Annotated in this window: 12 protein-coding genes and 1 tRNA gene; 8 read left to right on the top strand and 5 right to left on the bottom strand. The window is 49.4% G+C overall.

Features of this window, described 5'->3' with window-relative positions; genetic code table 11:
- Positions 1 to 59 precede the first annotated feature (59 nt).
- The 4 genes from infB to JW883_04925 form a co-directional block, all read right to left on the bottom strand.
- Positions 60 to 2,720 carry a translation initiation factor IF-2 gene (infB, locus tag JW883_04940; GenBank protein ID MBN1841615.1) on the bottom strand — a complete coding sequence of 887 codons (2,661 nt, stop codon included), beginning with the start codon at positions 2,718 to 2,720 and terminating at the stop codon, positions 60 to 62.
- A 41-nt stretch (positions 2,721 to 2,761) separates the two neighbouring features.
- Complete coding sequence (nusA, locus tag JW883_04935) at positions 2,762 to 4,129, bottom strand: transcription termination/antitermination protein NusA (GenBank protein ID MBN1841614.1); 1,368 nt, start codon at positions 4,127 to 4,129, stop codon at positions 2,762 to 2,764.
- Positions 4,130 to 4,191: 62 nt separating this feature from the next.
- Complete coding sequence (locus tag JW883_04930) at positions 4,192 to 4,671, bottom strand: ribosome maturation factor RimP (GenBank protein MBN1841613.1); 480 nt, start codon at positions 4,669 to 4,671, stop codon at positions 4,192 to 4,194.
- Positions 4,672 to 4,871: 200 nt separating this feature from the next.
- Positions 4,872 to 4,948, bottom strand: a tRNA-Gly gene (locus JW883_04925).
- 344 nt (positions 4,949 to 5,292) lie between these two features.
- Here JW883_04925 and JW883_04920 point away from each other — a divergent pair.
- The 8 genes from JW883_04920 (at position 5,293) to JW883_04885 (ending at position 13,721) form a co-directional block, all read left to right on the top strand.
- Positions 5,293 to 6,969, top strand: a complete 1,677-nt coding sequence (locus JW883_04920; protein ID MBN1841612.1) for an electron transfer flavoprotein-ubiquinone oxidoreductase — start codon at positions 5,293 to 5,295, stop codon at positions 6,967 to 6,969.
- A gap of 211 nt (positions 6,970 to 7,180) precedes the next feature.
- Complete coding sequence (locus tag JW883_04915) at positions 7,181 to 7,378, top strand: helix-turn-helix domain-containing protein (protein MBN1841611.1); 198 nt, start codon at positions 7,181 to 7,183, stop codon at positions 7,376 to 7,378.
- A gap of 9 nt (positions 7,379 to 7,387) precedes the next feature.
- Positions 7,388 to 8,443 (top strand): type IV pilus assembly protein PilM, encoded by a 1,056-nt coding sequence (pilM, locus tag JW883_04910; GenBank protein MBN1841610.1) that lies wholly within the window; start codon positions 7,388 to 7,390, stop codon positions 8,441 to 8,443.
- Positions 8,440 to 9,012: a PilN domain-containing protein gene (locus JW883_04905; GenBank protein ID MBN1841609.1), complete on the top strand. Its 573-nt coding sequence runs from the start codon at positions 8,440 to 8,442 to the stop codon at positions 9,010 to 9,012. Before pilM ends, JW883_04905 begins: the two co-directional genes overlap by 4 nt.
- 6 nt (positions 9,013 to 9,018) lie before the next feature.
- Complete coding sequence (locus JW883_04900; GenBank protein ID MBN1841608.1) at positions 9,019 to 9,651, top strand: type 4a pilus biogenesis protein PilO; 633 nt, start codon at positions 9,019 to 9,021, stop codon at positions 9,649 to 9,651.
- Positions 9,626 to 10,354 (top strand): pilus assembly protein PilP, encoded by a 729-nt coding sequence (locus JW883_04895; protein ID MBN1841607.1) that lies wholly within the window; start codon positions 9,626 to 9,628, stop codon positions 10,352 to 10,354. Before JW883_04900 ends, JW883_04895 begins: the two co-directional genes overlap by 26 nt.
- A gap of 1 nt (position 10,355) precedes the next feature.
- Positions 10,356 to 12,683 (top strand): type IV pilus secretin PilQ, encoded by a 2,328-nt coding sequence (pilQ, locus tag JW883_04890; GenBank protein MBN1841606.1) that lies wholly within the window; start codon positions 10,356 to 10,358, stop codon positions 12,681 to 12,683.
- Complete coding sequence (locus JW883_04885; protein ID MBN1841605.1) at positions 12,684 to 13,721, top strand: LysM peptidoglycan-binding domain-containing protein; 1,038 nt, start codon at positions 12,684 to 12,686, stop codon at positions 13,719 to 13,721.
- A gap of 139 nt (positions 13,722 to 13,860) precedes the next feature.
- Here the strand turns inward: JW883_04885 and JW883_04880 are convergent, their stop codons facing one another.
- Positions 13,861 to 14,622 carry a tetratricopeptide repeat protein gene (locus tag JW883_04880; protein MBN1841604.1) on the bottom strand — a complete coding sequence of 254 codons (762 nt, stop codon included), beginning with the start codon at positions 14,620 to 14,622 and terminating at the stop codon, positions 13,861 to 13,863.
- Positions 14,623 to 14,667 lie beyond the last annotated feature (45 nt).

Raw genomic sequence — 14,667 nt, 5'->3', positions numbered from 1 at the left:
ACGCTAGACGCAACCGTAGACGCTTCAGATCACTTTACTTCACTTCAGGCACTTTCCCCCTACTCAAGCACAGGCGCCACTTCCTCTACCTGGTAACACTCAATAACGTCGTTGACTTTCACATCATTGTAGTTTTCAATCCCGATTCCACATTCATATCCGCTTTGGACTTCCTTGGCGTCATCCTTGAACCGGCGCAAAGACTTCATCTTGCCGTCATATATGACAACGCCATCACGAATCAGCCGGACCGGCCTGCCGCGTTCGATCTTCCCTTCCGTTACGTAACAACCCGCAACGTTTCCCACCTTTGTGATGCTAAATACCTCCCTGACCTCTGCCCGTCCGATAAAATGTTCTTTGTAGGTCGGCTCCATCAGACCCACAATGGCCTTCTTGATGTCATTGATCACATTGTAGATCACGTCGTAGAATCGAATGTCCACATTGTGTTCATTTGCAAGATCCCGCACTTTAGGGTTGGGCCGAACATTGAAGCCAACGACAATGGCGTTGGAGACCGCGGCCAGCATGATGTCTGATTCTGCCATGGATCCAGTGGCGGAATGCACGATGTTTACCTTGACCTCGCTCGATGGGATATTCTGCAAGGCTTCAGACAAAGCTTCGATAGATCCCTGAACATCTGCCCGAATAATAAGGTTCAGATCTTTGACAACACCGTCTTGCATCTGCTCATAATACTTCTCCAGGGTCAACGTGCTGGTCTTTGCAAGTTCTCGCACGCGCTGCTTCTGCGCACGATGCAGACTAATCTGCTTTGCCATTTTTTCATCAGCCACGGCAATAAACTCGTCGCCAGCCATCGGAACCCCTGAAAGCCCCTGAATTTCAACCGGCATGGAAGGCCCGGCGCTGTCCAAACGTTGCCCCCTATCATCTGCCATGGCTCGAATTTTTCCGTGATGAAGGCCACAAACCACGGCATCGCCTGTGTGCAATGTCCCCCCCTGAACCAGCACAGTGGCTACTGAACCTCTGCCAACATCTAGCCTTGCCTCAATAACACGCCCTGTTGCGAGTTTGTCAGAATTTGCCTTCAGCTCCAGAACGTCGGCCTGAAGAAGTATCATCTCAAGAAGCTCTTCAAGGCCTGTCTTTTCCTTGGCTGACACGTTCACAAAGACTGTATCGCCACCCCAGTCTTCCGGGGCAAGGCCCTGTTCGGCCAGTTCGCGCTTCACCCGATCAGGATCTGCTTCTGGTTTGTCAATCTTGTTTATTGCCGCAAGGATAGGCACGCCGGCTGCCTTGGCATGATTAATAGCTTCTATGGTTTGAGGCATGGCGCCATCGTCGGCAGCTACCACGAGCACAACCAAATCGGTTACTTCAGCGCCCCTTGCACGCATGGAGGTGAATGCCTCATGACCGGGTGTGTCAAGAAATACGATCTGCCTGTCTCCCACAGTGACATAATATGCCCCGATATGCTGTGTGATGCCTCCAGCTTCACCGTCAATCACTTTTGTTTCACGAATGGCATCCAGGAGAGACGTCTTCCCGTGGTCAACGTGCCCCATAATAGTCACAACGGGTGGCCTGGGTCTCAATTGGTCTGGACTATCTTCCTCGATATGTATGATACTATCCTCCTCAAAAGCGGCCCTTTCGATCTCGTAGTTGAACTCGCTGGCAACTACAACTGCTGTGTCAAAATCGATGGCTTGATTCAGTGAAGCCATGACTCCCAAGGACATCAACTGCCTGATCACTTCGCCGGCCTTAATCCCCATCCTCTTGGCCAGATCTGATATCATGATGGCATCGTCGATCTTGATGCGACGCTTAATGGCTTTTGGCGTGGTAAGAATGGGTTTTTCGCCCTTGATGGCTACCTTTCCCTTACGGCCTCTTCGGCCCTTGCGACCCCTGAGGGCTTTTCCGTCATAAAGGTCTTGCCTGTCCAAAACCTCCTTTTTCCGAAAAGTAATCTTCTTCTTAAGAAAGCGCCTGTCTCCTTCGACATCTTGTTCCGGCGGCATCTCCCTTTTCTTTTCTCTGCCTCTGGCAACGGGCTGAGGCTCTTCATGTCTTCGAGCAACTTTCTGATGTTTTTTAAGTTTTAATCCTTCTTCGGCAGGCACCGCCAATTCCGTTTCAGAAATCGGTTTGACAGAAGGAGCAGCAACAGAAGGCAACTTGATGATCTTGGCAGGCTTCTCCCTCTTGATTCTGGGCCTTTTCTTGGCCCTAACCTTCTTCGCCGGCTCTGCCTTCTCAGGCTCCGCTCCTGCATCCTTTGATTCAACGGGAAGCTCTGCAGGCTTTTTCTCTTCAATCTCAGTCTCTGCCTCTTTAGGCTCAACCAACTTGATAACCTTTTCCTTTGATGGCTCTTCAGGCACAGCAGGCGAGACCTGATCCGGTTCGACTTCAGCTTCTACTGATACATCAACTTGTTTGACTTCTGAGACAGTATCACTTCCCGGCTCGGCCTGGAGGGAAACTTCTTTCGTTTCTGCCGGCCTCTTCCCGGGTCTTTTACGTCTTCTGATGACGGTGTCCTTGATCCGCTTTTCGACGACAACCTCTGGTTTTCCTCCAAACATAACCTCTTTGATGAGAGCTACCGTCTCTTCATCTACTGCACTCATGTGACTCTTCACAGAAATATTCATCTCCCTTAACCTGTCCAAGAGGTCTTTGTTAGTTGTATTGAGCTGTTTGGAAAGATCATACACTCGGATTTTCGCCATTCATTGCCTCCAAGTCTAAGATGGACCCCATTATTGACTCATCAATTTTCAGAAGGCGCTGTTGTGGGTTCATCTGAAGACTCCGTCTCCTCTGCCTCCCCCTTTGGGTCCTCCTGCCCTCCAGACACATGCGAGACTTCTTCATCTTCCACAATATCCCCGTACTCCTGCCTCCTCTCAAGGACCTGCTGAGCCGATTCCAATAGGGCTAGCGCCTTTGTCTCACCGATTCCCTTTATCTGAATGAGCTCATCAATCGTGGCGCTGGCAAGTTCTTCAACTGAATACAAACCGTGTTCATAGAGGGCATCGGCCGTGCCGGCTCCCATTCCGGGAAGCTCCATCAGGGATTCATAACCAGCCCGCATGTCATGACTATACTGGCTTTCGCTCCTAACATCTATATTCCAGCCCGTCAGCTTACCAGCAAGACGCACGTTTTGCCCCCGTTTGCCAATGGCAACTGCCAGATGTTCATCCTGAACAATCACCTCCATAGACCTGGTGGTTTCGTCCACCACGACACGGGAGATTTCGGCTGGCGACAGGGCATTGCAGACGAACCTTGCTGGGTCGCTGTGCCAGGGAATGATGTCGATTTTCTCTCCTTTCAGTTCCTGAACTACGCTTTGAACCCGACTTCCTTTCATGCCGACACACGCCCCCACCGGGTCGATATCCCTATCATTGGAGGCAACGGAAATCTTTGCTCGACTACCAGGTTCGCGGGCCGCCCCCATGATGTCCACGATGCCTTCCGTGACTTCGGGCACCTCGGTCTTGAATAGTGTCACAAGGAATTGTGGGTGGGTCCTAGACAGTATTATCTGAGGGCCGCGGGTTTCACGAAGCACATCCAGCACATAAGCCCGAATCCTGTCCCCTCTCCGATAAGCCTCCCTCGGAACCTGTTCCTGCGCCGGAAGAACTGCCTCGGTTCGACCAAGGTTAACGATAATGTCACCCCTGTCGATCCTCTGGACGATGCCGTTTATGATCTCTCCCTTTCTGTCGACAAAGCCCTCATATACGACGTCTCGCTCAGCATCCTTCATCTTCTGGATTATGACTTGTTTTGCCGACTGGGCAGCGATTCTCCCAAAGGTGGTGGTATCCATCTTGACACCGAGACTATCTCCCTCTTCACACTCAGGATCTAGCTTACGGCCCTCTTCGAGACTTATTTCGAGGTCAGGCTCTGTGACCTGGACAACAACATCTTTGAACTGAAATACTTCCATTTCACCCAGTTCCTCATCAAAATGGACTTCGATGTCCACCGTAGTCCCGAATTTCTTTCTAGCCGCAGACCTAAGGGCCTCTTCCACGGTCTTGATCAGTACTCCCCGGTCAATACCCCGATCACGGCTAACTTGCTCAATAACCCTTTTGACATCCGATTCTAACATATTCCATACCTTAATTGTAATTCCGATTACAACATCGTACGATTGATCACCCTGCACCCGTCCTACGAAGCAGGTCTATCATGATAATCGAGTCGAGCCTTTACGATATTCTCATAGGAAATTGCCAAAGTCCGCTTCTCAACAGCGACTTTAACCACGCCATCGGAAAACCCTTTCAACACTCCTCTGAAATTCCTTTTCCCTTCTATTGGACTGTCAGTCATAATGAATACTTGCCGGCCTTCAAAGTGGACAAAGTGCTTTGGTTTTGTCAACGGCCTCTCAAGACCTGGAGAGGAAACCTCCATGTGATACGGTCTCCGCACATCCATCTTTGCGTCCAGGATGTCTCCAAGTTGCTTGCTCACATCGGCGCAATCACCTAGAGTGACGCCCCCGTCCTTGTCAACAATCAACCGGAGGGTCCACCCGCTATGCTCCCTTCGGTACTCCACATCGATCAGTGTGATACCTTCAGACTTGAGGAGAGGTTGCGCCAAGACCTCCACATCAGCGATAAACCTTTCAGTCCATTCATCCATCTACAAAAAAAACGGGCTATTGCCCGTTTCCCGCATCACATCTACGTCTCAATAAACCTTTTTATTGAGTCTTTACACAGAAAACCACAGGCACAAATTATCAGCAACTCCACTCATCGAAGCATATATGCCTTGCTGCCTAGCCGCACAAGGCATCGCCTCAAAAAGGGAATAGGGCTCACTTTCAGGCACGACAAAACTGGAGCGGGCAACGGGGCTCGAACCCGCGACACCAAGCTTGGGAAGCTTGTACTCTACCAATCTGAGCTATGCCCGCTTTATCGTCTGATAATTTATACCCATCTTTTCCCGTTGTCAAACATTTTTCGTAGGGACGCCACTTTAAGCTTTCGGCTTTATGTGATATGCGATGAGTCGAAAACGTTGTGAGCTATGGGTAGAGTTTTTTTGATCGGTCAACACTTGAGGGTCTCGTAAAAAGTCGAAATCCGCCTCCGGCGGACTGTCATTCCGCCGAAAGCCGGAATTCAGTTTATTCAGCTAGTTACAAAGGCTCTGGACTCCGGTTTTCACCGGAGTGACGACTTTTTACGAGATTATCAACACTTGGCCGGCAAACCGGCTCAACGGGCTCAACCTAAAACACACGTGAGGAAAACCATGACTAGTGCAAGAGAACAAATCGAATTTGATGTCCTGTTTGTTGGGGGTGGCCCTGCAAACCTTGCTGGCGCCGTTCATCTGATGCAACTGGCCAGAAATAAGAATCTTGACCTTGAGGTAGCGTTAATTGAAAAGGGCGCTAACGTGGGTTCTCATGCCTTAAGCGGCGCGGTCCTAAACCCTATAGCCCTCAAGGAGCTTGTGGCAAACTACAGGGAAGCAGGCTGCCCTATTGAGAAAGACGTTCGGGGAGACGAATTCTATTTTTTGACCGAGAGGTCCCAATATTCCATACCTTTCGTGCCACGGTACATGAAAAACAACGGATTCCACGTCATAAGCCTCTCCAGGTTTGTCCGCTGGCTTGCTGCCATTGCTGAGGATTTGGGCGTGAACATCTTCCCAGGCTTTGCGGGCAAAGAGGTGCTTTACGACCAGGATGGCAAGACCGTCGTCGGGGTCCGCACAGGAGATAAGGGCCTGGATAAGGATGGACAACCCAGGGCAAACTTTGAGCCTGGCGTGGACATAATTGCAAAGGTAACAGTACTTGGAGAGGGCGCCAAAGGATCGCTTCTCAGAGAGCTTTCCAAGAAGTTGAACATCTTTTCCGGAAAGGTGCCTCAAACCTTTGAAACCGGCATAAAAGAAGTTATCGAGCTGCCTGAAAAGAACTATTTTGCAGACAGCTCTGCCAATGATATTCATACCTTGGGCTATCCATTAAAGCTAGACATCCACAGTGGCGGCTTTGTTTATGAGATGAAGGACAACAAGGTAACCCTGGGCCTTGTCGTGGGATTGGGATATGAAGATCCCATGCTCGATCTCTATGAAGAATTCTTGAGATTCAAAGGGCATCCGTTTGTGCGTGAGATCATAACCGGCGGGCGGGTGATTGAGCAAGGGGCCAGGGTAATTGGTAACGGAGGATATTACACCGTGCCGAAGCTGGCTGTTGATGGTGCGGTTTTTGTGGGCGCCACAGCATCCATGCAGAATCCACCGGCGCTTAAAGGAATCCACACCTCCATGAAATCGGGCATGCTTGCGGCGGAGGCAATTCTGGAGGCCTTCTCAAAAGGCGGTTTCACGCAAGAGGCGTTGTCTTGCTACCGTGACATGATTGAAAACAGTTGGTTGAAACAGGAACTCCATGTGGGAAGGAATTTTGCCCAGGCCGTAGCCAAGAAGATGCCGATAAAACTTGTCCACTTGGGTATCCAATATCTGACAGGTGGCAGAGGTGTCATTGACAGGATGTCCATCCAGAAAGACTCAGGCTCCTTGCGATCCTTGAAGGATGACGACTTGGAGACCTCAGAACAACGATACGGAATACATGAATATGATGAAGCGCTCTTTGTGGACAAACTGACCGGTGTATATCTATCCAAAACGCAGCACCGGGAGGATCAGCCATGTCACTTGATTGTCCATGATCTTAATCTATGTGTTAATCAGTGTTTTGACACTTATCAGTCTCCATGCACAAGGTTTTGTCCGGGCAATGTATACGAAATGGAAATTAGCGAGGACACGCATGAAAAGAAGCTGCGGCTGAACCCTTCAAATTGTCTTCATTGCAAGACGTGTGAGGTTAAGGATCCCTACGGCAATATCACATGGACCTGTCCGGAAGGAGGCGACGGACCAGGATATACGGTCCTGTAAACGCTTACTTTATCAACATACAAATGACATCATTTGATAATAATTATCTATAATTTTGCGTAATTTTCTTGACAAGTTGGCCCAAATCATGCATCTTCCCGTCAAGCAATATGGCAGTTTCAGAAGTTGTGAGAATTCTTTTTGCATGGATGAACATGGCTTTGGGGATGGCACACAGTCAGAACCAGAACCCAGCAGGAGACGAGCTGGCATGGGCAGGAATGCGCTAAAAGAAATACGGGAATCGCTTTTGATAAGCAAGGCCGAACTTGCGAGAAAGGCCCGAGTCTCACCCATAACCATTGATAGAATCGAAAAGGGGAAAAATTGCCGCTTGGAGACAAAAAGAAAGCTCCTCTTGGCTCTCGGCTACAGACTTACCGACAAGAACAAGATATTCGCTGACTAAAGGAGCCATATGCTTTTTGCAAAGAAAGAACACCTCATCGGCCTGGATATCGGTTCCCGGACTGTCAAGCTGGGCGAGGTCGTGGAAAAAGGGGAACAACGGATCCTAAAAAAGTTCGGCATGGCCAACTTGCCGCAAGGCGCCATCGTTGAGGGACGTATTAAGAAACCCGAAGTAGTTGCCGATACTATCAAAAGCCTGGCAAGGAACTTGAACGTAAAAGAGCAAAATGTTGCAACATCGATCTCCGGCTATTCCGTAATTATCAAGAAAATTGTAGTGGCGAAGATGGCGGAGGAGGAACTCCACGACAATATCCAATATGAGGCCGAACAGTACATTCCATTTGATGTCCAAGACGTGAACATTGATTTTCATATACTTGGCGACCATGAAGCGAATCCGAATCAAATGAATGTTATGCTTGTTGCTGCCAAGCAGGAGGTCGTTAATGAACACATAGACCTTCTAGAAATGGCCGATCTCAACCCATGTGTGCTCGATGTCGACGTTTTTGTGTTGGAGAAGGTATTTGAAGACAATTACCTGCGGGAAGAAAAGAGTGTTGCGCTCGTAGATGTTGGAGCCAATAAACTCAATGTCAATATTGTTAAGAATAATGTGTCCGCATTTACCCGAGACGTGGCTATCGGCGGAGAAGAAATCACTAGAGAGATTGCCACACAGTTTTCTTGTTCCTTTGACGAGGCAGAGGACATAAAGCTGGGCAAGGATTCCGGCAAGGTGCCCAAGGAAGACCTCGATGAGATCATCTTGTCCTTTGTCTCAAACTGGTGCAGTGAAATCAGGCGGGTGACAGACTTCTACTATTCCACATATCCTGACGAGAATATTAAGCAAATTCTCTTGAGCGGAGGCGCAACTCAGACCCCGGGGTTTGTCCAGCACCTGGCGACAGAGACTTCTTGTAAGGTGGAGATGTTCGATCCCTTCAGGTCTCTGGACATCAATGAAAAGGATCATGACACGAATTATCTTAAGAGCATAGCCCCTCAAGCTACTATCTGCATCGGCCTGGCATCCAGGAAGGTGGGCGACAAATGATCAGGATTAACCTTTTACCAATTCGAGCCGCACGCAAGAAGGAAAACATTCGTCGTCAGGTCTCCGTCTTCTGCCTGTGTCTTGTTTTTGCCTTTTGTGTAATGGCTTACCTTGCAATTTCGACGAACCGCAAGATATCCAAGCTCAACCAAGACATCGAATTGGCCCAGTCAGACCTGAAAAAATATGAGGCGATAGCCAAGCAGGTGAATAAGATTACAAAAGAGCTTCGGAAACTCGAAGCAAAGATGGATGTTATAGTCAAGCTTGAAGCGAATCGAACCGGTCCGGTCCGTTTCATGGATGCCCTCACCAACTACGTGGTGGCAGACAAGATGTGGCTTAAGAGCCTGACGGAAAAGAACGGAACCATTAAGCTTGCAGGTGTGGCTAGCGACAACAAGACTGTTGCAGATTTCATGACTCGGCTTGAAGAATCGCCCGTTTTTGGTGGTGTTGACCTCATATCTTCAAAGCAAGTCAAACTGAAGCAGGACAAAAAGTTTAAAGAGTTCATATTGACCTGTATGCTGAGCCGACAACCCCAGAAGAAACCGACAACCCCTTGAGGATAAATGGCTGGAAAGTCCCTCCCAAGTTTACCTTTTGATAAGATTGCGGCGCTGACCCGTGCACAGAGAGCTGCGATCTGTATCGGAACATTTCTGCTTTTTGGCGGACTGTTTTATTATCTCATCTACATGCCGCAATCCAGCCGGGTCAGTGAGCTGAAGCAAGAATTCGAGGATATCGAAATCAAGTTGACAAAAGCAAAGGCTGGTGCAAAGAACCTCAAAAAATACCAGAAACAATACAACGATGCCCAGGGAAAGTTCAGGCTTGTTCTTCGCCTTCTGCCAGACAAGAAGGAAATCCCGAGCCTCCTGGAGAGCATATCAAAATCGGGAAGGCATTCGGGCCTGGAGTTTCTGTTGTTCAAACCGGCGAAGGAGGTTTCAAAGGGTTTCTATGCCGAGATTCCTGTAAAGATAGAGGTCGTCGGCGGATATCACAACCTGGCAATGTTTTTTGACAAAGTGTCAAGGCTCTCCAGAATCGTCAACGTCTCTGACATCAATATCAAGAAGGCAAAAGGTTCTAAGAAAGCCGAAGGATACCTGAACACATCTTGTGTAGCCACCACATATAGATTTATAGAAAACGCAAAAAAGAAACCCGCAAATGGAAAGAAGAAAAAAAAGGGCTGATATGACTATCGCGGCCAGCGCTCGCAAGTTGCTTCTTGCGGTCACGCTCATGATAGTAGCTGCAGCCGGGTGCGGAGATCGGTCTGATTCCGAGACTCCGCAACAGCCACCGGAATTGCGCAAGAAGATTGCCATGCCCAGAGAACCGATTGCTCAGCCAGAAAAAATACCCTTAGAACCTCGCGTGGCTGAACATGGAACCAGGCTTGCGCAGACTGGTTCCGAAAGGGCCGTGGAGCCATCATTGCCTGAGAAAAAAGGCCTGATCCGGCCGAAAAAATCAGACAGCCTAATGCTTGCCGAAGGGATCGGAAAGAGACCCGACTATTTTTACGATCCCAGGGGAAAACACGATCCTTTTGAGTCTCCTTTTGAAACAGAAACCGAACGTATCGTCCCATCCAGGAGAGAGGCCAAGAAAAAGAGGCTGCCCCTCACGCCACTTCAGAGGGTGGACCTGGGCCAACTCAAGCTCGTTGCTGTAATACTGGCGCCTACGGGAAATAAGGCCTTGGTCGAGGAACCTTCTGGCAAAGGCTACATAATATCTAAAGGCACATATGTTGGCACAAATTTTGGACGAGTGAAACGAGTGCTAAAGGACAGGGTCGTCGTTGAAGAGGAGACCAAGGATTTCCTCTCGGGTAAAATGGAGCTTCAAACCACGGAATTAACGTTTCCAAAAAACGTCGGAGATGTATGAAATGACTGGCAACAAGAAAACGATTTGGAAAAGGAAATGGCCGTTGTTTATGCTTGGAGTTCTCTTTGTCTTTGCGGGTTGCGCTTCCGGGCCCCCTGCAAAACCGGCAGCGGTTGCGCCTGAGCCAACTCCCGGGGAGAAAATAATTCACAGAATCGCTGTTTCTGAGGACGTAGAAACATCCCAAGTGATCATGTATGCCAATCAACCTCTCACTTACACGGCAGTGAAGCATCAGTTCCCGCTTGGCGTCGTCCTCTATTTCCCGGACACGGCGTTAGAGGGGATTCAAGATAGCTATTCGCCGCCGGACAGCACACTGATCAAGGCTATTCAGGCCTCGGAGTTGAGGAGGAAAAGGCCTTCTTCGCGGATCGAGATCCGCTTAAACAGAGACGTTTCCTACGAAGTGACACGGGCTGAAAATCAGGTGCTTGTCCGCCTGAGGCGGAAATCGGTTGTGGAGCCCAGGGAGGCGAAGAAGCCGGAACCGGAAAAGGCCCCTCAAATCGCCAAAAAGGTCCAACCCGAAACACGGAAAATGGCAAGGTCTGAAACCCCGGTTGAAGCTCAAGTCACATCCGAAAAAATCAAAAAGGCAGCAGCCTGGGTCAACCAAATCGACTTCCAAATGCTTGAAGACGGCAAATCCCGTGTCACTGTGGGAACAACGAGTCAGATCCGATATGAAACACAGAAGTCCTCGGACAAAAGGCTCCTGTTAAAGCTCTTTAATACCAGGATTCCTGACTTTCGAAGACGCCCCCTTATTACAACGCGATTCAAGAGCGCCGTAGACCGTATTTTTCCCATACAGAGCACAAAAATAGGAGACACGGCCGTCATCGCCATTGAACTCAGGGAAGCGGTTCCCTTTAGAGTTCATCAGAAAAAAAATGTGTGCGTTGTTGACTTTGAAGCCTCCTCAGTCCCCCCAAGGCCCATGCCGGAAGCGGAAAAACCCGGATGGATCCAGGCGATGAAAGAGACGGAGGCAGCGGTCATAAAAGAAGTTACAAGGCCCCCTGAAAAACCCGTTGTGACCGAAGAGGGCAAGACCTTCGCGGGGGAAAAAATATCTCTTGATTTCCAGGATGCGGATATTCACAATATTTTTCGAATCCTTCATGAGGTCAGCGGAAAGAACTTCGTCATCGGCCAGGACGTCAAAGGAAGGGTCACCCTAAAACTCGTCAATGTCCCTTGGGATCAGGTTCTGGATCTAATTCTCAAAATGAACAACCTCGGAACAGTTGTTGAAGGCAATGTCGTTCGCATCGCAAAACTTGACACTCTGGCAAAAGAGCTCAAAGCCCTTGAGGCAAAAACCAAGGCCGAACAGGATGCCAAAGAGCTCGAGCCTTTGGTTACGGAATATATTAAGCTCGACTATGCGGATGCCTCTTCCTTGAAAACGCACTTAGATGAAGTCAAGAGTGATCGCGGAAAGGTCACTGTTGATGACGGCACCAACATGATTATTATTAAGGATGAACGTGAGGCCTTGGATAATGCCAAAAAGCTGATTACAGAGTTGGACGACGCCAACCAGGAAATCGCCACCCGCCAGGTGTTGATAGAGGCCCGGATCGTTGAGGCAGACACCAATTTTACACGGGATCTCGGGGTTCAGTGGGGTGGAGATTATTACGCTACCGGCACCGACGGTAATGCCACGACATCGGGAAGGCTTTTTGGAGGCCAGACTTATTCATCCGCCACTCAGAATTACGCGGTCAATCTCCCCCCGGCGAGTATCACAAGCGGCCTGGGCTTTACATTCGGCAGAATAGGAGGAACCGTTCTTAACCTTGATATCAGACTGCTGGCCATGGAAGAGCAGGGAAAAGGCAGGACCGTATCTGCTCCGAAGATTCTCACACTGGATAATAAGAAAGCAACCATAAAGCAGGTGACCAAAATCCCTTTTCAGGTCATAGAAGATAACACAACCAGCATCAAGACCGAAGAGGCGGGGATCGAACTGAGCGTAACGCCTCAAATCACGAGAGACAACCGCATCCGTATGGAAATCTACGCTGAGAAGGGCGCGCCTGATTGGTCCAACACCGTTGCGGGCAACCCGGCTATTGATACGAACACGGCAGAAACAGAGCTCTTTGTTAACGACGGACAGACGATAGTGATCGGAGGAATTCTGGTCACGACTGACTCCGTTTCTGAAGCGCGGGTCCCCTGGCTTTCAAAGATTCCCTTTTTCGGATGGCTATTTAAGGAGAGGAAAACCGTCAAGACCAAAGAAGAGCTTTTGGTTTTTATTACGCCGAAAATCATCAGGCTTGAGGAGACATCAGGGCCGGGGTCCTAGATGAACGCTAGATACGTTTCAAAAACCGTTTCTTTTTTTCTTGTGGTCTTCATTGCCCTGTGGCTGTTCCCTGTGGGTTCTCACGCGCAGGACCAACTCAAGACCCACAAGCTCGATTCCGGGCTGTACTATACGATCCAAAAGGGAGACACCCTTTGGGATCTCTCCGAACATTTTTTTGACTCCCCCTGGGTCTGGCCTGATCTCTGGCAAAAAAACAAAGAGATTCCCAACCCCCACTGGATCTATCCGGGAAACCGGATTCGTATTTTCAACCGCGAGGCGATGGAGATGGTTTCCGAGGCAAGTCCCAGCCTTGAACCAACGCCTGAGGTTGAAAAGAAAAAAGAGCCATCATGCTACCTCTATCCCCCCATTGACAGCATAGGTTTCGTAAGAAAAGAGCCTTATCCCCCGTCGGGCGCCATCTTCAGGGTCAAGGAAGACAAGGTCATGATCAGTGAGGGTGACCTGATCTATGTCCGACCCACGGAAAAGACTGCTTTTAGGTCTGGGAATCGCTTCACCGTGTTTCGTACACTGGACGCCGTAAAGGACCAGGAAACCAAGACCCTTGTTGGAATCCAGCACTATATAGTGGGCGTGATTGAAATTGCCGGCGTGCAGGCAAAATATTCCACGGCCAGGGTCGTTGAATCCTTCCGGCATATTGAAATCAATGACCTGCTGATGCCCTACAATGCACGATCGCCAAAGATTATTCTCACTGAGAGCAAGAAGGGAATTAACGGCAAGGTCTTGGTCTCTGAGGAAAACCAGACCATGTTCGGTGACCAGGCCGTTGTTTTTGTTGACAAGGGGCGCAAAGACGGCATCAAGGTGGGACAATCATACAGCATATACTATCAGGACAAGGAATACCTCGACACAAAGGGAAAAGAGGAGGTGCTGCTGTCACCTGTCGATTTTGGCAGGGTTCTGATCCTTCATACCGAGGATACAACTGCTACGGCCCTGGTAACCATGGCTGAAAAGGACATAGAACCCGGGGCAAAACTCCGCACACCATCTCCATAATTTTTCAATCCCTCAATATTGATGGTTTCGTAAAAAGTCAAAAAACGTCCTTTTTTGTCATTCCGGCGGAGGCGGATCAGCAACTTATGACTGACCTGGACCCCGGCTTTCGCCGGGGTGACGACTTTTTACGAGTGCATCAATATTCCTGCAATTTCCTGATCTCTGCCCGGGCTCTGTCAGCGAGTGAGGAGTCCGGCACAAGCACAACAACTTTTTTGAAGGCTGCCATGGCCTTTTCCGTGTCGTATTTTCCACCATAGGCCCGACCCAGATCATACTGGGCGGGGGCAAAGCCGGGGGCATACTTAACAGCCTTTTCCAAGGAACGAACAGCAGCCTCATAGTCGCCCAAGTCCAGATAAGTCAACCCCAAGCCCCGGTGCGCGTTTGCAAAATGCGGGTTGTCTTCAAGGGCCTTCTTGTAAAAGTCTATGGCCAGTTCGTAGCTTTTTCCCCCCCGGTATGCGTCACCCAGGTTGTTCAGGGCAAAATATGGCGTGGCATAGAGCAGATTGGCCCGGGCCTTGTTGAAACATGATATGGCCTTGTCCCACTCCTTCAATCTCAAATAGACAGTACCCATGCTATTGAAGGCTTCCGAATAGTCAGGCTTGAGATCCACGGCCTTGTCAAAATGGCTAATAGCCAGCTCGAATTCTTCTTTTGCAAAATAAGCCAGGCCCAGATCATGATGAATATGGGGATCCTTGTCGTAGAGCTTTTCTGCCTTTAGCAATTCTCCCAGGGCTGCGCTGACATTGCCCTCTGCCAGGTATCCCTCGCCAATTGTCCTGGAGACTGCAGCCTTGTCCTTGCGTAGGGCCAGATTTGACGCGCATGAGACTGATGCCAAGCAAATAGTCAGAAACGCCAAGAACAATACGAACCGTCTATTCATATCCTAGCTCCTTGTGGTGGTCATCTGTGATGCATTCGTAAAAAA

This window comes from Deltaproteobacteria bacterium (assembly GCA_016930875.1).
Classification (GTDB): Bacteria; Desulfobacterota; Desulfobacteria; order Desulfobacterales.
Note: the sequence above shows the minus strand (reverse complement) of the source record. Positions and strands in the feature narration are given on the sequence as shown.